The sequence below is a fragment of the Actinomadura sp. DC4 genome, assembly GCF_030406325.1.
In the GTDB taxonomy this organism is placed as follows: domain Bacteria; phylum Actinomycetota; class Actinomycetes; order Streptosporangiales; family Streptosporangiaceae; genus Actinoallomurus.
In genome coordinates this window covers 66,009-89,944 of the sequence record NZ_JAUEQY010000029.1, presented here as the reverse complement: position 1 = coordinate 89,944, position 23,936 = coordinate 66,009, and the positions used below count along the sequence as shown (strand labels likewise).

2 protein-coding genes and 2 pseudogenes are annotated in these 23,936 nt (G+C 67.2%); 3 read left to right on the top strand and 1 reads right to left on the bottom strand.

Annotated elements, in window-relative coordinates; all coding sequences use genetic code 11:
• Nucleotides 1-190 precede the first annotated feature (190 nt).
• On the top strand, nt 191-715 hold the full coding sequence (locus tag QWU11_RS36570) for a hypothetical protein (RefSeq protein ID WP_290119096.1): 525 nt from the start codon (nt 191-193) through the stop codon (nt 713-715).
• Nucleotides 716-840: 125 nt separating this feature from the next.
• Nucleotides 841-1,026, top strand: a pseudogene (locus tag QWU11_RS36565) (IS1380 family transposase); the annotation flags it as partial.
• Between the two features lie 244 nt (nt 1,027-1,270).
• On the opposite strand, the gene QWU11_RS36560 reads toward QWU11_RS36565, so the two are convergent.
• Nucleotides 1,271-23,260 (bottom strand): toxin glutamine deamidase domain-containing protein, encoded by a 21,990-nt coding sequence (locus QWU11_RS36560; protein ID WP_290119095.1) that lies wholly within the window; start codon nt 23,258-23,260, stop codon nt 1,271-1,273.
• Here QWU11_RS36560 and QWU11_RS47520 point away from each other — a divergent pair.
• A pseudogene (locus tag QWU11_RS47520) lies at nt 23,235-23,900 on the top strand (hypothetical protein); the annotation flags it as partial. The gene QWU11_RS36560 and the pseudogene QWU11_RS47520 overlap by 26 nt on opposite strands.
• Nucleotides 23,901-23,936 lie beyond the last annotated feature (36 nt).

The following is a 23,936-nucleotide window of genomic DNA, read 5'->3' as shown; positions in this document are numbered from 1 at the left end:
CCGCCGGGCGGTCTATCATGCCCGTATCGAGCGCCCGCCGTATTCGCGATCTCGCGCATGGAACGGGATGGAACGCCATAGAAGTAAGTCGACGAAGGGAGCATCGCTGCTCGGACCATGCTCCTGACACACCTCGATACCGGCCGCGTCTGACAAACTGAAAGTGCCCACGACCACACAGGAGGTTTCCTTGCTTTCCCCTGACACCCTCTCGCAGATTATGGACTACTTCCCAGGCAAGATGCCATTGTGCGGTGAACTCGTCGACCAGGGCGACTGCCACTGGGATTGCTGCTCATACTCCAATTCGTATTTCCTTTTCATGCCCGGCGAGTGGGAAAGCGCACTCCAGCTCGGCTACCGGTTGGAGCAATACGAGGTATTGGACGCCGACTACCTCGGCGGCCGCAAGGTCGAGGCTCGGCGTGGCGGGTGCTGCTCTGCTCCGGGACGCACGGAACGGCCGTACAAATCCTTGGACTGCCGCATGTACCCGTACTGGTACCAGCCCCGCGGCGGCGGCTTCGTCCGCCTACAGGCATCGGCCTGTCCGATGATGCGGCTCGGCCGGGCCGACGAAGACCACCGGGCGCGAACAGCGCAGGTCGCCGAAATGCTGTGCCGCGACCCGGACGTGGACCGCTTCCTGCGCCACGCCCAGATGACGAATGGGATCTACAACACCGTCCCCGGACTCGTGGAACCCGGGCGCTGAGGGCTTATTCATAGCCCTTGTGAGAAGACCAGCCCGATGACGGCGTCCAGTGCGTCTTCGAACTCGTCGATCGGGCTCGGTAGCGAACCGCCATTCTTGCTGAACGTGCGCAGATCCGCACCGCCATCATCGATATCCCGGCGCGGGCCTGGACGGCGCTGGACTCGAGCGGCCAGGTGCGTGACGGCCTCTGGATCGCCGAGATCACCGGCATGCCCGACCTGAGCGCCCGGCCGAAGGGAATGCGCCTCATCGTCCGCAAGGGACGGCCACACCCGGGCACGCCACAGCGCTTCACCGATATCGACGGGACCGCTTCACCCTAATGAGAGCCACCGGGTCACTCCAGTCACTCGGGGAGACTCAGGTCCGTAGCCACCGACGAGTGAGCACCCGTTTAACCGGGGAGCAGCTGAGCCCTTAAAACAGATCAATGCCCTCGCCGGTGGCCGGGAGAGGCACCTACACGTTCAGTCGACCAGCGACCGATCCCAGCGCCGATTCGCCGGCAGACTCGTCGGACTTCAGTGATCGCTGAGGACCGACAGGTCCACCTCATCCCGGCCAGACGCTGGACTCGGCAGCGGCCACCTCCACGCAGTCCTTGCCCGTGCTGTGGGAGGACTTCCTCCAGGCGGAGCTCTCGTCCGGCAGGACGCCCTGCGAGTTGGTCAGCGCCCGGTAGATGTTCAGGGCGATGGGGCCGAGCTCGCTCGGCTCCCCGGCGCCGCCCCTCAGGCGGTCCGCGCGCCCCCTCGTGCCACCTCTCTGCCGTTTCGCCGGCGTATCCGCCACCTGTGGCGTGGGCGCCGGTCGTCTCTCCGACGTACGCGCCACCGGGGGCGTAGGCGGCGGTGGCACCGCCAGCGAGGGGCCGACCGGTGATGCGGGGTTGAACTCGGCCTCGAACCCGAGCGCGCCGCCTTTCACCCGCGGCACCGTCGTGGTGGCGATCTTGGTGGCCAGCTCGTACGCGATAGCCGGCCTACCCGACGCACCGCCCTGCGGCAGCTCACCCAGCGCAGCCACGATATCCGCGCGGTCGGCTACGGCTTCCTGGTCCCATCTGAACTCTTCGCCGTGCAGATGGTCGTTGACCTCGATCACCAGCCAGTCGTCCACCACGATCCGCGCGCGTCTGTCGCCCGGGTCAAGCTCGGAGATCGGTGTGGCCGGTGGCGTCAGGTCGGATGGGACACCGGTCACTTCCCAGGTGCCCTGGGAGATGTCCTCGACCAGGCTTCCACCCCTCGAGCGGTCGGCCGGCCCCCTCGTGCCGGCCTCCTCTGGGGCGCCGGTGAGCAACGATGGCGACCTTATGGTCTCAGTTGGCGAGACCGGGGTGTCCTCGACGGATTCTGGCCCGCTCGTAGTCCCTGAGTCTTCGCCGACGTCGGCTTCATAGCTGGCGTCGCCCGTGGTGACCAGGTCGTCAGAGTTGGAGTGCATCTGCTCCGACAACGCGGTCGGCTCCTCCGGGCCTTCTTCCTCTGACTCCTCCACCTCCTCCGCTTCCTCCAGATCCTCCAGGTCTTGGCGGTAGGCGGCCCGGCCGCCTGCGCCGATCGAAGACTCACCTCTCTGCTCCGGCGTGAACGCGGTCGGTTCGGCCGGTGTGCTCTGGAGCTCCTCGGTCAGCGTTTCGATATCAGCGACCGCCCGCCGCATGCCGTCGATCCGTTCCCCGGCGAGCACATGGCTGAGCAAGTTCTCGTACCCGTAACCGGTGCCGGTCTCCGCACGCCGGAAGGCACTGACGGCACGCCAGTACGCGCTCCCCGTCACGTCGCCCTGGGCTGCGAGATAGGCGTCTTGGGCGAGGGAGAGCCTCATCCGCGCGGCATTGGTCCCCAATCGCATCTCGGTACGGGCGGTCTCGGATGTCGAGGGCGGCAGCGGTGAGAGCCTCTCCCACGGAATCTGCGCGGGCGGACGGTCGGGGAGCGTCTCAGTGCCGAGGTAGTGCTCAGACTGGAGGATGACGTAGAGCCGGGCATCGCCATCCGGGCCCATGGGCGTGTCGAACCCGGCCTGGATCACGGTCATCGGCAGACCCAGCTCCCTCGCGGCCAGGCCCACGACCACGTCGCCCATGTTGTTGGCCCAGCTGTCCATGGTCGCGATGTCCGATACCGCCCGGCCGTGTAGCCGGGCGACGTCCTTCTCGGTCCGAACGATGGTCCTAGGGTCGTCGGGTTGAACGGACTCGGCGTACCGCGACGGCAGCCCCTCTCTCGCCGCCTTCAGGTCGGTGCTCAGCCGGTTCGCCAGCCATCTCCGCACGATCTGTACGTTCGCCCTGCGCACCCGGAGGTCGCCGGACACTTTCCGGTCCAGGTTCAGGTGGGCCATGCCGGGTTGCCGGGCCAGGTGCCCGCCGGCCATGAGGATCAGGCTGTGATAAAAGCAGTTGTTGTCCCCGGGAACATTGACCGGCCTAAGCCCGAGGGCAGTGGCGGCGGCGTAGGGCGTGTCGGAGGCCGGCCTCCTGACCACATCACCGGCCGGCCGCTGCCGCTGCCGGGGCGCGGCGATGACGAACCTGCGCTGTCCGTCGGCGATCGCTCGCAGATCGCCGAGGCCGGACGAGATGGTGGGTGTTCCGTCCAGGACGGTCCGGCGGACCTGCCCGCTCGGCAGTACCACCGCCGCGCCGCTGTTACCGCCGGGACCAACATGGTAAATCCACGTGCCGGGCGGCAGCGTCCCCGGCAGCCCGCTGGCGACCTCGACGCGCCGATCGGTGCCGGTGGCCGCCTCCAGGAGCGCGCGAGCCATCTCCGCCGCCTCCACCGGCTCGCCCAGGACGGTCGCCGCCTCCGTCAGGAACGTCTCCACGCGGTGGCGGTGTGGCCCGGTGACGTCCCGGTCGCTCAGGGGCTGTTCCCGGCCGCCGTCGAGCAGCCAGCCAAGCGGCATGTACGTCGAGATCGCCTCCCTGCCGCGCGACCCGTCGCGAGGCGCCACGATCGGGCCGGCGAACCGGCTCCCATTCCCCCCGACGTCCAGGTGACGGCCGACGGAGACCTGCTCGTCGACCGCAGGCACCTCCTCGGCCGCCTGCGATGGCGCCGTTTCGGTTCCGGCCGCAGGTGAGCCCGGGAAGTCCCGGGTTGGTCCACGCCCGCTCGTGGTCCTTGAGCCGGCATGGCCGGCCTGGACTTCAGAGGACTCGCCGCTCACGGTGACCGGTCCGGGACGCACATCCGGACGAGCGATCACCAAGGTCTGCGGCCGGCCGATCGTCTGCCCCAGTTCCCCCGGTTCCTGCACGCTGACTCTTCGGCCGGGCATGTAGGTGCGATACCGTCCGGCCCCCAGGACGACGGAGGCTCCCGTCCGGCCGTCCTCGCCGGAGAACCAGATCCACGTGGTCTGCGGCAGGTCGGCCGGCAGTTCACCGGCCTGTTCGACGACACGGCCAGGCTGCTCTCGTAGAACACCGGCCACCCGTTCACCGGCCGGCAGGCCGGCACTGTTCGTCAGGAAGCCCACCGCGCCGGCGAGCCCGGGCTCCGCCACGATCTCCCCCACCGTGACACCCCTGTCCGAACTGCCGTGCGTGAGCCAGAAGACACCGGAGTAATCCGACAGCGCACCCACATGCCGCCAACTCTGGCCGACCGGCCCGACCCCGCCGACACCGTGCCCCTGCGCATCCTCATACAGGTGCGCGTCGCCGACCGCCAGGTCAGCCGGGACTCCCGGCACGCGCACCACCTGCGGCCCGGACGCCGGCACCACTGTCGCCACCGGCGAAGGGCCGGCCGACGACACGAGGCCGGTTCCGCGCCCGACAGAGTCGGCGGCGGCACTCTCGGAGTCGGCCGGCCGGCTCGTCCCGGAGGTCCCAGGGATCGGCGGCGCTGCCGTCTCCGTCTCCTGCTTCGGCAGACGCTCGGCGTCCTCCGGCGCTTCTCCCTCCGGCTCCTCCGGCAGATCCTCCAGGGCTTCGCGGAAGCCGGCCATCTCACTGATGCCCGCGGAAGGCACGCCTCGCTGCTCTGGCGTGACGGTCACGAATTTCGTGGCTTCCCCGAACAGTCTCGGCCCTGCGTCAGGCTCCTGGCCCGGGACGTTGAAGCGGAGAGACCCGTTGGGCCGCACGACCGCGGCTCCGTTGAACCTGGCGGCGGAGAACCAGATCCAGGTGCCCGCCGGCAGGCCCTCCGGCCTCTGGTGGGTGACCTTGAGACGCTGTCCGACCTGTGTCCCCAGGGTCGTCGTCACCCACTGAGGCATGTCGTCGCTGTCCGCCAGGGAGGCGAGCGCTTCGGCGAGGCCGGAATCCAGCTGGGCTGCCCTGATCGTGGCCTGATCCGGCTGGCCCTTCATGAGCCATAGCAAAGCGGCCAGGCCGTTCAGGCGCTGGGCCGGATCTCTGATCGTCCCGACCACGCGCGACATGGCATCGAGCCGCTGCTCGAAACGCAGGCGCCGGGGAAGGTCCTTATTGGGAGCGAGAGTCTCGACCACGTGGAGGGCCGCTCTGCCATCAGCCGCCAGGGTCCCGGGATCGATCTCGCTCCTATTCTCCTGGCTTCTCGGCAAACGCCGCGCCGTGCCTTCCGGCAAACGCTCCAGTGCGTTGTTGAAGGCCTCCACGGCGTCTTCCAAGGACCGGCGCACGGACTCGATCTCCGAACGCAGCCGCCTTCGGGCATCCTCGACCGTCGGGGATTCTGCCGGCGCAAGGCGATTCCACCCGAAAGGCAGGACCTCATCATCAGCGGCCGCACCGATACCGAGATAGTGCTGATAGTCCCCGAACTGCTCACGTACGAAGTAGATCCGCTCGGCGCCAGGCGGCCCCAGAGGTAGGTTCTCCTGCCCGTACTGGATCAGGGTCATGGGCAGTCCGAGTTCGATCGCAGCCAAGTTCGCGACCAACTCACCCGCCTGGTTTTTGTAGTCACGCAGGGTCCGGATGCTCGTTATCCATGCTTGGATGTCGACCGGTTCGCCGTACTCGTCGATTTCGGGGATGGATCCGCCGTACCGCGTCGGCAACTCCTCCTCAAGCTCTCCTACTGCTATATCGGCCTCAAGACGGTCCGCCAGCCAATTCCGCAGCGCAATTACGCTAGCGTCACTTTCCCCGGTGCGAGGACGTGCGAAGACCCCAGGAACGTGGTGGGCCAGGTACGGACCGGCGACAGCGATCAGGCTGAGGTAGAAGCAGTCGCCCTGCCCGAGGACATTGACGGCCCTCAGATTGTGGGGCGCGAGGATCTGCTCAAGCTCCCGCCGGTTGTCCGCGTGCTCGCCGGAGATCGGCAGCGGGGCCACCCGCTCGACCGACCCGGCGCCCGTGGTGCCAGTGGCCCGCTGCGGCTCGGTATCCCCGCGAACACTCCCGTCCGCCCGGTCGACCGGCACTGGCGCTTCACCGACCACCGGTACATCCGGGCTCCCTGGCACACGCACCACCGGCGGCGCGGGCACCCCAGAGGTCTCCGGGTCCGCCGCCGTCGTCTCCATTTCCTGCCCCGGGAGACGCGCCTCGGCCGTTCGGCCGGCCGGGACCGGGCGTGCGACCACGAATACACGGGCTCCATTCATCAGAGCGTCCAACGCATCGAGGTCGTCCGACTCGGCGATCCTTCCTTCCTCCAAAGGCCGGTAACGGCGGTAAACGCCCTCCATCATGACTACGGCGTCGTTGCTCAGGTCGCTGCGAATGAACCAGATGAAGGTGCCCGGCTCAAGCTCCCGCGGCCTCACCGGCTGGGAGCGCACCACCTCGACAGTACGGTCGGTGGTGCTGCGCAGGTAGGTCATGACCCCTTCGACGACCTGCCCCGGCGTCTGGAGCCGAGCGAACAATTGTGCGGCTTCGGCTCTGTCCCTCTCGCTTCGCACCGCGTCGTCGGAAGTGATCCGCCTTTCGGTAGCGCGATGGGCACCCCAATAGAGGCGCACGAATTCCGAAAACGCGGCCACACGCTCCCAGCCGCCATGCGCCATGCCCCCGGCATCGACCTTGAACATGCCCTCCCGCCGATAGACCTGCGCATTATTCGGTATCGGGCCGGTTATCTCCAGCTGTTCATGCGGTCCCTCCGGTACTTCCGGCGTCGACACGAGGGGAGCAGCGGACTCCGACGGGGTCGTCTCGGGTATCAGGTCGGATGTATCGCGTCGCTCAAGCTCCAATATCGGCACGGTCTGGTTGACGCTCGGTGGGGCGCCTACGATCGAGGACCCCGCAGGAATGATCTGCCGGAGCTCACCCAATGTCATGGTCCCGATATCGTCGCCGGGTTCGTCCATGTCGCGGGGGACGTAGGTCTGGTATCGCCCGTCTTCCGTGCGGATCGCGGCTCCTGTGACGTGACCGTCGGAGAACACGAACCAGGTGTCCGCTATCTGAAGGTCGGTCAGCGGATCCCGCGCCGTCGAGGGCGTGCGGCCCAGCTGTACGATGGCACCGCCGGCCCGGGTGGTGAAGTCTCCAGTGGAAGTCAGGAATCTGACTGCATTCGGGTAGTCGTTCCCGATGTCGCGGGCCGTGATCTGTTGACGAAGCTGCAGGAAGCGGAACCCCGCATAGGGCGCCACCGCTAGATCCCCGCGCCTGACCTCGCTCGCGTTCTGACGGAATTCGTATTCTCTATCCGCATTCCTGAACAGGTGCGCGTCGCGGAGCATGAGATCCTCCGGAACCTGCAGCGCGATTCTGATCGTCGGTATCCGTCTGGATGTAACCGACGACGCCGCCACCGAGAGGTCCCGCCGCACCGTCGCTCGTTCCCGCCCTGCAAGCGACCCGCTCGAGCGGCGCGGCTTCTGGTGCGACGGGACTGTGAGGAAGGGACGCCGGGAGGCTTCGTCCTCCGTGGGGCCTTCGACGTCCGTGAGGGCTTCAGCATCCGTCACGGCTTCGGTGTCCGACGGCGGCGGCCCCTCCTCGCGCTCGTAGCTCTTCTTCACGTAGTCGTCGAAGAAGGAGCGGATCCGCTCGATGGTGGCCCGGTCGAGGTTCAGCTCCGCCAGCCCGGGAGGCGGATTGAGCACTATGCCGCCAGGGGCCAGGTCCAAGGACGCCTGCACGCGGCTTTGCGCTGGCGGGTCGATACGGCTCTCGAGCGGATACTCCACCCATCGGATCTGGCCGTGCTGGTACGCCGCTACGTAACGCGCGTTACGTTTGCGAGTGGAAAGGATTGAAATCGAGCCAGGACCGGCTTCCCGCAGAGCCTTCTCCAACTCGCGAAGTCGCGCCAACCCCTGAGCATTGGCCTGATCCTGCCACTGAGTCTCGGTAACGGGCCAGTTTCGGAACGCATCAACGGCCCGGGTGCTCAGCCACCTCTCCGACGACAGCAAGTCGACCGTCTGGGCGGTAACCGGTCCGTCCTTGGCGGACCACTTCGAGGGATGTCCGGCCTCCGCGGCCGCGATCTCCTGCAGACCCTCGAGTAGTTCGCGCGCGGCATCTCTCTCCGTCTCGGTATCGCTCTCACTGAGGCGTTCAAGCCTCTTTTTTACCGAATCGAGTCTCAGCCTCTCCGCCCTCAGTTTATCCGGTTCGGCGGGCCTGTCCTGCCGACCGCGTGAGACCTTCTGCGGTCCCGTGTACTTTTCGATCCTATTTTCTATTTCAGCCAGTTCACGGTTGAGTGCTTTGCGCCATGTCACCTCATCTTGCCAGAAGTTGAAGACGTCGAATGCCTCGGATATCCATTTGGGAAGATCTTGGTCCAGTGCTGCCAACCGCTCGCGGCGAGCGGCGATCTCCTCGGCGACGGCCTCCTCGAACGGCTGCCGTCGGGCGGTCGCGGTTTGGTGAATACGGCCCAGTCCGACATCGCCCAAGAAAATGCCGACGTCGGTGCGGCGTGACTCCGGCAGCAGCCCGGCATTTATCGCGAGATCCGCGGTGAAGGCCCGTTCTTTCCTGCTATGGGGTGCGCGGAAGTACAGTCGTCCATCAGCCGCTACCCGAGCCTGGGTCATGCAGGCGGCGATCTCCTCGGCGACGGCCTGAGCGAATGCCTGCTCGAACGGCTGCCAGCCGGCCATCGCGGTCCGGTACGCGCGGCCCAAACGCGCATCGGACAACAAGGCCTTGGCGTCGCGGAAGAGCGATCCCCGCAGCAGCCGTTTTTCTCTTGCGAGATCGGCGTTGAAGACTTGTTCCTCGGCGGCACCACGGGGGACGACGTACAGGCGTCCGTCCTCCGCTACCCGGGTCCGGGTCGGATCGAAGAAGGGCATCCGGCCCTGCTTGTCGATCCAGCTCTGCGTCAGTTTGCCGTCGGAAGCACGGACGTCCACGCGCACGTTCGTTGCCAGCGAGTGCGCGACGTTGCGGGCGAGCAACACCGGGTCCAGGCTAAGGAACGAGGCCTCGGGCGGCAGGGGCAGCGGGCCTACCCGCTCGTCGAGATGAGCGTGCATCTGCTGGGCGTCACGGACCATCTCGTGAACCTCGGCCAGCGAGTACCCGGGTGGGACGCCATCCACCCCCTGCCCGGCCGGAACCTCATCAGGCAATTGAGTTTTAAGCTCCTGCTGGTAGTGCGCCAGCCTTTGCCCGAGCCTGTTGCGGTCCTCCATCTTCTCTTTGTCACTCAGGTCGCTATTCTGCGCCGCGGCGAAATCGGCCGCCATATTCTTTACGGTCCATGGCAGTAGCGCCCGGTATGTCATATCGGAGAGGGCCATCTCATCGGCTTCGATCACGATCGGCCGCTCGCCGCCCCCCTGGGTGCGGATCTGCCGCGCCACGCTCTGGTACGCCCGCAACACGTCGAATTTATCCCTTGCCGCGGTGGCCAACAGCGGAGCGAGGGCGATCGGCGTGGTATCTATCGGTGACCAAGGAACCGTGCTCGGCTGGACCTTGGCGGCCATCTTCTGTTCCCGTTGCGCGCGCAGTTCCTCGATCTCTGCCTGGAACAACTCCGCGTACAGGTCTCCGCTGATCGGGTCGCTGCGGAATGTGCCCTCGCGCCTCGGCTCCTCGAACAGACTGTGCTCGAACTTGCGGGCCTCCAGCCAGCCGCGGAACCGAAGCCGGATCATGTAGACCGGGCCCTGTTCCTTCGCGTGCTGCTCCCGGCGGGAGGTCGCGGTGCCCGCGCTGTCCTGGTTCATCGAGGTGATACGGCTCCCCGAATTCCCGAAGTCCCAGGTGCGCGGTGGCCGGTCCGAGGCCGGGCCCTGGCCGTCCCCGTTGTAGTCGAGTTCCAAGCGTGCGCGGGTGGTGTTGGCGGAGGCGGTCGTGCCGCTCTGATGCTTGCTGTAGCGGCCGGTACCGGTGCCCTCCTTGATAGGGGCGATCACTTCGAAGTCGTACAGATCGCCCTTGAGGTCGAGGTCGACCCGCGTGTCCGAGGTACCCGGCATCACGAGCCCTCTCGCCACCGGGTAGGTGTCGCCGCCGGTCGCCTCTCGCAGGTGGTTGGTCAGGTGCAAACGCGACAGCAGGACCGGAAGCGACAGGCTCGAGGTTGTGCCTGAATCATCAGAACCATCGGGATCGCCGGCGTTGACTCCGAACAACACCATGACCTGGTTGAGCTTGGTCTTGATGGCCTCTACTCGAAGGAATTCCTCGGCCTGGTCAAGCATGATGTCGAGCTCTGTCTTGAAGACCTCCGCCAGCATCTTCTTGGCGATCGGCAGCGCGTCGTCGAGCAGGGTCCCGGCGATGAAGGAGTCGCCCGGCAACTTCGGCAAGGGCACGAAGTTGGGACGCTCGGACGGTCCGCGCGACACGCCGGCCTCCGCGATGCCACGCGGCACCTGCAGCACCAGCTTCCCCTTCGTACGGCTGGTCTCGGTGTCGCCGTGGTGGGTGACGTATTTGGTGAGGTCCAGCATCCAGTTGTTCGGCAGCCTCTTGTTCATCTTCAGGCGCCGTACCTTGACCGTCATTTGCTCGTCGAAGCTCACGAGGTAGTGCCCGGACCAGTCGTAGACGGTCTGCTCGACGACACCCTGGTCCGCGCGGGTGGTCCCCCGGCTGTTTCCCATCGAGGTCCTCAACGCGCCGCCACCCGAGCCGGTCTTGGCCGGTCGGACGCCCGGGGCGGTCTTGGCCGGTCGGCTGCCGGCGTTGAGCTTGGCGCCGAACGACTGCGCGGTGCTCCTTGATCTCGTGATCGACGAGCTGTGGTAACCGTGTGAATAGACTTCGATACCGGTGTTCGGGACGGCCTCTAGGACCGTCGGCTGTGAGGTGAGGACGCTGGACAGGTTGATCTCAACCACGTCCTCCAGCAGCACGCTGAGCGGATTCACCAGATAGAAGGAAATGCCGTTGGTGGAGAGCAGCTCTTCGAACAGGGCAAGGTCGCGCCCCTTGGCCATCATCGCCTGGAGCGCGTCGACGCCGCCGTGCGACTTGCCGAGGAGTCGGCCCTGCGCGCTCCAGATCTCCGCTCCGCGGGCCAGCGCGCCGGGCGCCACCCGCTCGATCTGTGCCCGGACGATGGCGTAGGTGGTCTGGCCGCCCTCGTGCGTGTAGCTCTGGATGCCGCTGTGCCCCAGCATCCGGCCACCGGGATCATCACGGGTCAGGTACTCCGGCAGCTCCATGTGCCGGAGCGGGATCTTCGGCTCGGGCAACGGACCCTTGACCGACGGGAACTCATCGTCGAACGTCTCCCGTGTATGAAGCTCCCGGATCGGCAGCCCGCCAGTGGAATGCAGGTCGTACAGGCGATCCGCCAGTTGCTGTTGATAGTCGTACGCGTCGGGATCGTCGCCCCTCCAGCGGATCAGGACCTTGGCCACCACGTCGCCGCCGAGTTTGAGTCTGCCGCCCTCCCAATCGGCCATGGCATCACGCAGCCGCTTGTTGGTAGGTGGTTCCCCCTTGTTCAGGACGTAGTTCAGGAGATCCTGAGGCAGGTCGAAATGGTGGTGGGCGAACGGGTCCTGCGCTTCGCCCAGCGGCACAGGGAAGGTCGCGTCGAAGTCCTCTATGGCTTTGGTATTGACCACCGGCGCCACACCGATCTGGTGCGCCGCCACCAGAGCGGGTGCGAGAACGCCGAAGATCTCGTCTCTGAGCCGGGGGTGGCCGCCCAGCTCCGGATCGTTCGCCCAGCGTGTCAGGACACCGGCGACGACGTCATTGCTCAGCGGGAGCTCTCCCGTCTTCCACCGGGTCAGGGCGTCTTCGAGCTGCTCGAAGGAGATCGGCACCTTGCCCTGTGCATACCGCTTCAGCGCCTCCGGCTCCGAGAGCAGGAACATCATGGTGCGGGTCAGGGTCTCCCCGTCCTCGACCGGCCTGACCACCCCGGCGGGCCCGACGTCCTTACCGGACCCGGCCGCCTCAACAAGCCCGACCGCCTCGGCGGGCCCGCCACCGCGCCCTCTCGACAGGGTCGGGAAGAATTTTGCCTGCTTCTCCTGCCTGGCCCGGACCTTGAAGATCAGCTGGCTGGTGAAGGCGTACGCGTGGTTGAAGTCGAGCTGGATCAGCTCCTTACCGCCGGTGCGTCCGCTCGACTTCGAGGTGTTCCACTGCCAGCGCCGGCTCATGTCGACTCCGCCGCTCACGTTGGCGTGCCCGACGCCGCCTCCCCCCGAGATGTCCAGCTGGCCCCAGGTGATCCCCCACGAGTCGTTGTCGGTGAGGCGGTTCTCCGTGAGCAACAGCTTGATGTCGCCCTTGACGAACTTCTCCCCTGTCGAACCACTGAACGTCACGTCGCGGAGGGCGCCGGAGATGTCGAGCCCGCCATAGGTGTGGACCCAGAGGCCGGTATCGAACAGCCGGTTGGTCGTGTACTCGCCCCGGAGAATCTCCCGTAGATGGGCCCGTACCTCGATGAGACTGGTGAACGTACTGATGTCCTGGTCGCCTGTCGCCGCCGGCCCGACAAGGTCTGTCAGCACCTCGCTCGCCGCCTCGCGGAGTCCCGACGCGTCCACGAAGAAGACGACGCCCTGGTCGAGAAGGTCCGTCAGGTCCGGGCCCTCCATCGCTGGTGCGGGCCGGGCCTTGGTCTCCGGTCCCGGACCGGGCTGGTTCCGGACAGCGGCATGTCCTGCCTTCATCGTTGGCCCGCGCTGGGCCTCGGTGCCGAGCGGCAGAACATTCACTACCGCCGTCTGCCCCGTCACGCCGATCTCCCGATAGGCGTAACCGGTGAAGAGCTTTCTCATCAACCCGGAGCGGTCATAATCGAATGTGATCCGGTAGTCGCTGGTCAGCTCGAACTCATCGACGTCTCCGGGGAACTCCAGCAGCTCCGGGCGGTTGTTGAGGAAGCTGACCGAGTCACTGGCACCGACGGTCTTCTGGATGGTCAGCCCCACGGTGGCACCAAGAAAACTGAGGACGCCCCTAAATGAAAGACCGGCGGACACGCTGCGGGAGTGGCCGGTCGACTGGCTGGCGATGTCCATGCCCATCGCCAGGTTCACCGTGTGGTATTCGCTGGTGGTCCGGAGGTACTTCGGCTTGGCGGACTTCGTCGCCTGGATCGTGATCCTCACCGAGTGGACAAGGAGGTCGACTCCGGTAATGCCTTCCCTCTTGTTGAGCGTGAAGGTCATCCCGCCCTGGTGTATCTGGTCGTAAAACGAGTCCAGTCCCTGAGGGGAGACCATCTTCGTCAGCAGTTCCCGGTTGTCGACCTGACTCTCCAGCAGATTGCGGTGGCTGGGCCGTTGCTGACCGGCGCGGGGGACGTGTGGGTAGTCGGGCAGGAAACCGTGCCTGCTCACCTCGTCCTCGATCGCCTTACGGATGGTGTCGACGGCTTTGCCCTCCACCCTGACCAGGCCCATGCCGATGCCCTTGCCCTGCTCCACGTGCAGCGGCACTGACTTGTCCTCCGGGTCGTTCTCCCCGCGCCCGGAGTGCTTCACCGCGTTCTTTACCCAGGGCATCTGGATCGAGCCGGGGCGCATCCTCACCGGCTCCTGGTTCGCCGGCGCGCCGTTCAGTGCCTTATCCGTCAGCGCCTCCCGATCGACGGCGAACCCATGCGCGAACGCCTCCGTCACCGGCATCCGTACCAGCGCGCTGCTTTGGATCGCCGTCGTCCTTGTCTGACCCTTGTCGGCGTCGATCACGCGAACGTCGGCGCGGTGTTCGAACGTGATCTGGTACGCGGCCGTGAGACCCGTGTAACGCGGCACCATGACCCACAGGCCATTACGGGCGGCGGAGATCGAATCGCTGTTCGAGGAACTGTAGGACAGAGGCACGCCGACGTTGATTCCCAGAGCGCTTCCGGTCAGGAAGTCGAGCTCCAGGTTGGGAGCCAGGGTGGTGGATTGGTTCAGCGTGTGGGCGCCGCCGGTACCGTCGATCGCCGTCCGGACGTCCTCCAGGTGCACCTTGTCGCTCATCGCGCCGACCAGCGGCGCACCCTTCTTGTACAACCGCCTGCTGCGGACCCGCACCGTCGCGATCGCCAGGCCGCGGTCGCCGTGGAGCGTGATCTCATAGCCCTGTCTCTCGTTGACCGCGTCGTCCAGGAAGGTGTTCAGGTTCCACACCTTCTGCAGCAGTTCCTTGCGGGTCGAGCTTTCGGGTTTCAGCATGAGTCCCTGCCCGTCCAGCGCGACGAGGATCTCATCGAACAGCCGCGGGATTTCAGTCAGACCCGACGCGTAGTAGGTCCGCGGCAGCTTGCTCTGCTTCTCTTCCACCTCCGAGCCGGTCGCGGTGACGGTACGCGACGCGGCCTTCTCGGTGTACGGCTCGGCCAGAAACAACTCCAATTCCTCTTTGCCCGACTCCGGGACAGGAATCGGGTCGATCTCCTCCCAGCGATCCACCTCGTGGCCACTCTGCTCGCGAACCTTGAAGGAGATGTTCACCTGTGAGTACGCGATGAGAGGCGCCGGGAGCCGGCCGTCCTCGTTCTTTCCGCGTTCGGCGTCCCCGATATGCGTGGAGCTCAGGTTCGACTGGTTCGCCGTGCCGGAGATCGCCAAGCCGACGTTGACGGCGCTCAGGACGCTCCCCGGTCTCTTAGTTCCGATCGCCCCCGCGATCCTGCCGCGGGTCGCACCGGTCTGCCCACTTTGCGTCTGTGCGTGCGCGCCCGTTCCGTACGCGGCATTGATGGTGTCGACGGCGCCGAACTCGCCATCCGGAGCCGGCAGTTCCGACGTCGCGATGTACGAGCCGCCCGGGTTGCGCACGACCCTTCGCGGCTTCTGGGGATTGAACGTCACCAGGATTTCCCGCCCTCTGAACGGCACCACCAACCCGCTGGCGTTCTGTTCCGAGCCGCTGTCCAGGAGATACGGGAAATTGGAGAGCAGCCGCTGCTCAAAATCGGCCCGCTGCCGGTCGGAGAACGTTATGCGCTTCCGGCGGAAGAGGTCGTGCCTTTCGATCGCTCCGACCAATTCCCGCATGTACGGCAGGCGGGCCCGGGGCACGCCGACGGAACGTGCCCAAGGATCGATGACTACGGCCCGCGTCTCGGGCGCGTCGGGATCCGGGGTTTCGTGCCGCTCACCGACCGGACTACCACGGGTGCCGCGAAGCGCCGACATGTGCGACATAACCGATATACCGGTGTGTGTTGTCCGTGAGTCCGGCCGGGGTGGCCGCGACATCGGTGAGCCCGGCCCGAATTGCCGCGACGATGGTCTGCCGTCCACGCTCGATGACGAATCCGCCTCCAGCATCTCCCGCTGCCGGCGAAGGTCGGTGGTCAGCGACGCGGCGATCGGCACGCCCTCCGGATCGCCGGCGACGTACCGACGGTACGGCTCCTCCACCGGAAGCCCGTCCCGACCGAGGCGAGCGAACAACAGACGGGTGTTCTCCGGTTCGAACCGCATGCTGTCCGGAGCCGCGTACACCGGCCCGTTGAACCGCTCCGCCAGCGGCTCGGCCATCGCCGCCGCGCCAGGGATCAGCAGGAACGGCCGCCTACCGGGTGCCACGGACACGATGGTGGCGTAGAGCGTGTCGGCCGATACCGGCCGGTCGCCGACCATTACCTTCCCGTCGCGCTCCGCGCCCAGCACGAATACGGTATCGGCCTCCGGCATCAGCTCGGCCAGCTGCTCGGCCATCGTGACGTCGGAGGGCAGCCCATGCTCAGGCGCCCCTGGCAGCCAGATCGCCACAGCACGGCCGTCGGCCGTGCTCGACACCAGGGTCCGTGGGTCGTCGGTCATCTCGCTGAGCGACATCGGCGCGGCCTGATCAGATGGCGGGTCCGGTGTGACGTGCCCCGGCTCCTGATCGCGGGACGCCTCGGTGGCGAACTGCCAGGCGAGGTCTTCGGCGGCCTCGCGTCCCGTGCGGGCGATCTCGGCGGCGACCAGTGTCAGGGCCCGTTCCGAATCGACGACGTGGCCGTCATCTGTGGAGCTGAGCTCGCTGTGGCCCTCGATGACCCGTGCGGCCTCGTCCGTGAACTCCTGGACCTGCTCGTCGGAGTACAGCGCGAGCATCGTACGGGCCCGATCCAGGTCGGTGCGTGAGCCGTCGACGAACGCCGCCAGCCAGCTGGGCAGTCGGCTCTCCAGGCGAGGAAGGCCGATGATGTCCCGACCGAGTTTCTCGGCGGACCGGTGCCCAGCCCGCGCGAGTTCGCTCGCCACCATCGTCCACACCAGCACCAGTTGCCAGCCGAGACCGTCGACGACATCTTTGGGGCGTGGGGGCAGATGACCCGTCAGCTCGCTGACGATCACCCTCGCCTCGAGCAGGATTTGCGTGTACTGCTCGGGGGAGAAGCTCTTGACGTTCCGCATCATTCCGAGGGCGGTCTCCACCCGGTCATGGTCGATGGCGACGCGCGGAGTCGTGTCCGGACGGACAATGGGGGCAAGGTCGCGGGCGAGCGCCTTGCCGGATGCCAGCCCTGACCGCGCGATCTCGGCGGCCACCAGCAGCCCCACCCGGTCAACCCGCGACAGCTCACCGCTGGGGAAACGGTCGGCGGGTACCCGGCCGGTCAGGTCGCCGACGATCTGCTGCGTCCTGCGCATGACCCGTGTGAACCGGTTGGGGCTCAACAGCTCAAGGGTCAATTGGGCGCGTCTGACGTCGACGACGGCCGCGTGGGCGGCCGATATGAGGCGGTCGACATCGGTGACCGCCGTGTCTGCGTTCGACACCGGCCGGTCGGTCACCGGCACTCCCCCACCCCGGCGGGGCAGGCTGAGGAGCGTGTTGGCCAGCTTCACCGCGGCCATATGTCCGGCACGGACGATCTCCGCCGCCACCAGGTCCCCGACCTCGTCCTGGCGTACCTGGTTGGGCGCCACGTGCGGATCGGCGTTGAGCAGATGCTCGACGATCTCCCGGGCCTCCCCCTGGATCAGCCCACGCTGCAGCTCGTCCCGCCTCTCGACACGCCGCAGCGCCCTCTGGGCATCGCGCAGGCGCTGATCCTTCCGGGCAGTACGGGCAGTACGCGCGGTGTGGGCGGCCGGTTTCGCCGGTCGTCGACCGGGAGTGAGGGCCTGGGCGAGGGCGATGCCCCTACCCTCGGCCAGCCGCCGCGCCGCCCTGGACCGGCGCCTCCGCCGGATTCGCGTCGCGTCTCGATGCTCTGCGGGGACCTCGGCATCCTTCTCGGTGGGCTCCGGGATCTCGGTGGTCTTGACGCTGCCGGTGCTTGACGGTCGGTCTGCGTTCGACGGCGAGTCCGAGCCTTCGGCCGGTGTGGCCGTCGGTGAGTCCTGGGGCGTCGCCGGGTCCTCGCGGTGGGCCGTCTGGGGCGGCGTGGTCGAGGCGACGCTCTGTTCGACGGCGGGCGTTGTCCTCCCGTCGCCGTCGGCAGACGGAACCGGCGCCTCCGGCTCGACGACCTCCAGACGGATGTCCTTGCTGATCGGCAGAAAGGACATCGCGGAAAGTTCGATCGTCGCGCCCTGCAGGGTGACCATGCCACCGCCGATGCTGTACGCGATCGTGTTGAGCGCCACCTTGGACGGCGAGAATCCCTCGTCGCTGTGCTGGCCGCCCACGCCGGCCTGCGATTCGACCGGACCTCCGACATGGCCGGTGGTGTCCGCGTCGACCGGTGAGCCGGACTCGGGGATCTCGACCGCGCCGACCGGCATGAACAACACCATGGCGTCGCTGTCGGGTAGCACCGCCGGCCGGCCGGTCTGCCCGTCGAGGAAGATGACACCGTCGGCATCACGTACGACGTTGAAGACGTGCCCCCGGGCACCGCCCGCAGAGTTGACGACGACGAAGCCGTGCGCACCGGGGCCTGCCGCATCGACCGCCACGACGATGTCGGCGACGCCCGCCCGCCTCAACACTCGCGGCGGGGTGGCATCGGGGACAGGACCACGCGAGTCGTTACCGTAGGCGACCAGATCCTTGATCGGCAGACCCGTACGAGGCAAATTCTCTGAATAGGCGGGCGCGGTGAACTCCTTGTCCGGCTCGACGACGCCCATGTGGGTGGCGATCGCGGTCAGCAGGCAGTTCAACAGCAAACCGCTGTCCGGCGGTGCCGTCCGCGTCCGGCTCCCGTCACCCTCGTTGACCGTCGCCACCCAGCCATACCGCTCCGCGAACACCTCACCGACATCACCCGCCGGATGCCACCACGCCAGGCCCCGGTTCTCTTCACCCGGCACCATGTCCGCCGCGCCCACGAACCTTGACGGGCCGGGATCGCCCGATGTTCGTGAGAAGGGCCGGTCATCTGCGGGTCGCGTGGGCAGATACCACCCTGAGCGGGATCGGGCGATGACCACACGCGAGAGTCCTTCCTCGCCATGGATCGTGGTCTGTCCGCCGGGGGTGATGACCACGATCCTCAGCGGCAAGACGGACGCGACCTGCTCGGGATCATCGAGCAGGTCCTGACGCCGGCCAAGTCTGTTTTCGGCTGTCTCCCGCATCAGCGATACGTCAATCCCCGTCAGCGCTGCCGAGTCCAGAACCGCGTCGAGCAGGCTGCGTTCTCCGGAGACCAGCTGGACCCCGTAGGAGTCGGCGGTCCGGGCGTGCCCTGGCTCCGGCACACCTCCGAACATGCTGCCGAAGGAGGGAAGAGGACCTGGGGGCCGGACTCCCGCCGCCGACGGCGGTGGCACCGGCCACTGCCGCGCCGGCACCCGCTCTGACCGCGGCTGCTTCCACCATGATGGCGTTGGCGCCCGTTCTGACCGCCGTTGCACCCGCCCTAGCGGCGTTGGCACGCGCCCTGGCGGCGTTGGCGCCCGCCCTGGCCTCCGTTGCCGCCACGGCGGCGTTGGCGCCCGCTCTGGCTCGTGGCGGGTGGCGGCGGTGGGATCGACGGTGGCGTCCCAGTGGTAGCCGGCGCGGACCAGTGTTATTCGGTGTGGCCCATCCCCGACCGGGACCACTCGGACGTTGTCCCTCCCGACGTTGACAACGTCGATGCGCAGGTCGAACAGCCTGGCCGCCAGGAGCGGGGTGATGTCACCGCCGATGTTGCGCCACCATTGCGGTGTTTCGATCTCCCCGGCGAACCACTCCCAATCGTCCTGGTTGACCTCCCTGTTGGCCGAGATGATCAGGCCTTCGCGTTCATCGCGGCTAAGCCGCGCGAGGTCGAGCCCGTGTTGATCGGCGAATGTTTCGGCGCGTTCTTCAGCGAGGAATCGCCGGACCAGGGGAGCCACCATATTCTGCAGGTCCGTCCTGACTCGCAGCTGAGCGGCCAGGTATCGGCGTATCTCTACCTGGTTTGTCATGTTCTGCGGCAAGACATGTCCCGCCGTGAACAACAGCGAGGAGAAGAAGCAATCCCCATCCCCGGGCATCCTCACCATCCGCCGACCACGCTGTTCCAGCTCCAGCGTCAGCAACTCCTGCGGGGAGGAGGGCATCGCCTGCTGTCCCGCTGCCGGTCCCGGAGGCGATGGTGACCTATCCGGCCTGATGACGTCGCCCCGCTCGCCTTCCCCGACATCCTCAACACCGAGGTCGTGCTGCTGGTGGTCGGCGGACGTTTCGCCGGGCTGGGGGGGCCAGGTCACCCGCGCGGGGAGCTCCGATCGGACGGTCCGCGTCTTGACGGCCTTCCACGCCGCCCCAGCCCTGCCGCGCCCCTTACCCAGGTGCGTCCAACCGGCATCGGCAAGACGCTCCCCGAAGACATCGCCTCTGGTGACACCATTCTGGCGTGCCTCGGCGGCGAACTCCCTCAGTTGATCGTCGGTGGGATTAGTCGACGGATGGGCGTCCGGCTTAACGGCGTTCCACGCCGCCCAAGCCCTGTCGCGCCCGTTACCCAGGTCCGTCCAACCGGCATCGGCAAGACGCCTCCCGAAGACGTCGCCTCTCATCACGCCCTCTCGGTGCGCCCGGGCAGCGAACTCCCTCAGCCGATCGTCGGTGGGCCGCCGGCCGCCGGACGCAGGAGCTTGGGGCGCAATCCAGGTGTCCTCGGTCGGCGTCTCGTCGGACGTCGGGGGGTCGGGTGCTTTCCAGGTGTCCGCCCTCCGTTCTCTGGGGGCGCCGGTGTAGGGGTGGGTGGGGTCGGTGAGAGCCCGTGCGAAGGGAGTGAAGGTTGGGGTGGGGGTGAGGGCCTGGCCGTGGGGGGTGATGATCAGTGCGCGGGTCTCGGCCACCGACTCCAGACCGCGACCGTGCTTCTGGAGCGCCTCCCCGATGGTGGGCCCGTGGCCGGTGCCCTGCGGTGGGCGGATGGCGGTGACCGGGCTGATGGTGTGCTCGCCGGGGGTGGTCGGGTCGACCAAGACGACACCCTGATCGCTGGTGCGGGTCAACACCACCGCGTGGCCGATCTCGCTGGGCCGGCCGAGCACCACGAACGCGGCCGCGCCCACCTCGGCCGCGGTCACCTCCTCGACCAGGGTGTTCCAGTCACTGACCGCCGCCCACATCGTGGCCGGCACTCCCAGATACCGACGGGTGCCTCCCGCACCGGCACCGACAAGACCATCATCACGTACCTGCCCGGTACGGATCCCGCCCGGGAACAACCGGCCGGCCAACTCCTCGACCATGGCCAGGCAGTACTGCCCCCACTCTTCGCCGGCCCAGGGGCCCGGCCTCTCCCCGCGAGCATCTTCGACCTTCTTCGCCGCCGCTGCGGCCTTGTCAGCGGCCTCCTTCACCGCCGTCCGTGTCGGCAGCCGATCACCAGCCAGCGACACCGGTGTGACCTGGCCCTGGAGCACGGCCACCGGCTCGGGCCGGCGACGCGCCCGGCGGCCCGCGGGCGGGAAAGCCATCCACTGGACGCGGCCGGGCTGGCCGGCGCCGATCTGCCTACGGTCGACCAGCGCGACCACCTCGATGCCGAGTCGCTCGACGGCGGCCTTGACCTGGCCCACCTCGGCGGGCCCGATCACGACGAGCCGCTCGGCGAGGGGCAGCGAGTCTATGGTCAGTTCGGCCAGGTTCTGGGCGTCAACGGTGGCAGCGGTGCTGGTCAGGCTCTCCGGCAGGACCGCGAGGGACTCTGCGGACGCTCTGGCGGCCGTGATCTCGGCTGCGGTCCCGTTGCGGAACGGGCTCTTATCCTCCTGTCTGTTCTCGGCGGCGTTGTGGCCGGGTGGTCTGGTGGCCGGGGTGGTCTGGGCGCCCGGATCCGCGGTTGTCTGGCTCCCGGTGTTGTTCGCGCCCGAAACGGCCTGTTCGGTGACCTCGGGCTCCGTCTGCTTCGTGCTGTTGGAGGTGGTACCTGGGGTGGGTGTGGCGGACCGGGTGCCCTCACGGACCGGGCTGTCGGAGGTGGTGGACTCCCCACTCGTCCGGTTCCCGGCACCCCGTGTGGCCGGGGTCTGGGTCGCAGGCCTGGTGGCCGATGTGCCGTTCCCGTTGCCATTGCCGTTCCCGGAGGCGCCGGGCCGGGTGGTGCCGGTGCCCTCGGTCACCTGCCCCGCAGTCGCCCTCGTGACCGACCCGGCCCGCTCGGTCCGCTTGCCGGTGCCCCGGTCATCCGGCCGAGCCGGTGTCGGTTCCGATGTTGGGAGATCCGTGTTCGACTTGCCACTCGAGGAGGGCATCGAGGTGGAGGACACGGTGGTGGAGGGCTTGGTGGTCGAGGGATCGGTTGATGGCTCGGTGGTGGAGGATACGGTCCGGTTGGAACCAGTTCCGTTCTCCGATGGGACCGGCGCGGCGGACTCAGCGGCCGACCTCCTCCCGCCCATGGCCGGGATGGCCGGAACGGGTGGGGACGTCGACGTCGTGCTCCCGCCGTCGGTCTGGGTTTCATCCTCCGACAAGGTGGAGCTGGAGCTTCGGCTCGGCGGCCGGGAAAGGAACGACTCCTCATCGCCGGGCTTGTTCTCGCTGAGGTCGTCGACCAATTTCGTGGTGTCGGAGAAGGATGTCGAGCCGGGGCCGCTCGAGCCGAGGAGCAGCGGCTGCTTCTCGCTGTCCAAGTCGCCCGTATCGCCTGCTTCGTCCGTGGTGTTCGTTTCGTCGGGCAGACGGGTGTAGCCGTGTGCCTTGGGTGCGCCGGCCAGGCTCGTGCCGATGCCGTCACCGAGTTTGGTGGCTACATTGCCGGCCATGCCGGAGGTGAAGGAGTAGGGGTTGAACTTGAAGCCCTGACCGTTGGCGGCCATCACGATGCCTTCGGTGATGACCTCGTGCAGGCCCTCCTCGACCATCTCGATCACCGCCGGGACGCCGATCTCGGTCAGCCGGACCCGCAACGGCTTGTCCGCCGCCCTGAACACTCCATCGGTGATGTCCTTGGCGACGTTCCTGGTGGCGGTCTTGGTCAGGGTCGAGACCGGCGTGTGCCCCAGGTTCTCCGCGGCCTCGTTCACCGCCCGGATCGCCACCGGCGACAACGTGGCGAGATTGACCTTCTGCCCCATGACCTTCGACAGCACCCCGGTCAGCTTGTGGGCGAGCGCATGGCTGATCGCCGCGAACGGCAACGCCAGCGCCCCGCCCACCGCGCCGACCTCCACCGCGCTCAACGTGGACTTGGCATCCCACTTGGTACGGGTGCCCTTCGCGAACTGGACCGCCTGGACCAGCACATCCAGCGCCACCTGGAACCCGATCCCGAACAACTGCGCGAGCGCGAACTGCAGAATCAGCCGCCCCCACAACGTCGACAGCAAGAACCGCACGATCGCGAAACGAGCCGCGAGCCAGATCATGCTGGCCCCCGCCGTCCGGACCGCCATCGCGATCGCCCACGCGATCTGCGCGATCAGCAAGACCACTTCGTTGATCGAGATGATCTTGACGTACTCCACCTGCGTCGAAGCATCCAGCAGGAACTTCTCCAACTCCGCGAACTGCTCCGCCGCCGCCGGAATGTAATACGGCGGATCCGCCACATACGGACCCATCACCTCGGCGAACTTGATCGCCGACTTGCCCGTGAAATTCTCCCGAATGTCCTGCACCACACTCAGCAGATACGGGCCCGCCTCATCTTTCAGGCGATCGCCAGCGGTACCCCAGGCGTGACCAGCCGCCCGCAACGCGTCCTCATCAACGGACGGCCACTTCTCACCGGTCAGAACCAGAAACAGCCCCCGCACGCCCTCAGGCACATCCAGCGCCATCAGATCAGCACCCACCCGGAAACGCCGCCGAACACAATGCCCCTGATGGCCGTCATGATCGCTCCTGAGCTGCATGGACACACCGGTCGATGCGCTCATTCAAATCGCGTGGAAGAAGCCAGACCACGCAGAACCACACGCAGAGTTTCGTGATGAGACGGTCATCGGCAGGTTCAGACAGGACCGGCTCCCGCGGTTCGTGCTCCCTGCGCTTCCCCTAATGACTTCCGAACGGTCCGGCCTCGGGTACGAACGTCTACTTGAAACGCGGGCCTGCCGAGTCCTCTCCACAGGCTGGCGGAGTGCCCGGGGGTGGATCGTTCGCTCGTGTGGGTGGTGGCCGGCGGCATGCCTGGTCATCGTTTTGGTGGTCCGCCGGTTCCGGTATGTGAACGCCGCCTGTGCGGCTACGACGTTCGCCGAGCAGATCACGGAGTTGACGCGGCCCTATGCCCGTCACACGCTGCCTCTTCAGCGGGTACTGACCTCGATCGGGTTGGCGTTGGCAGGACGGGCCGGGGTCCGGCCGGCGGCCGGGCTGGGTATCGGTGTCGGCCGGGACACGCTGTTGCGTCTGGTCAGGGCGATCCCTGATGAGCCGGCCGGGCGGGTGCGGAGCCTGGGTATCGATGATTTCGCCATCCGCCGGGGACACCGGTACGGCACCGTCATGGTTGATCTGGAAACACGCAGGCCCATCGATCTCATCGACGGCCGTGATGGTGACGCCCTGGCGGCATGGCTCGCTGAAGGTCCCCTCCCACAGGTCATCTGC

Excerpts from the sequence above, each read along its gene's own strand:
- QWU11_RS36560 (WP_290119095.1), bottom strand. The coding sequence starts at position 23,260 with ATGAGCGCATCGACCGGTGTGTCCATGCAGCTCAGGAGCGATCATGAC.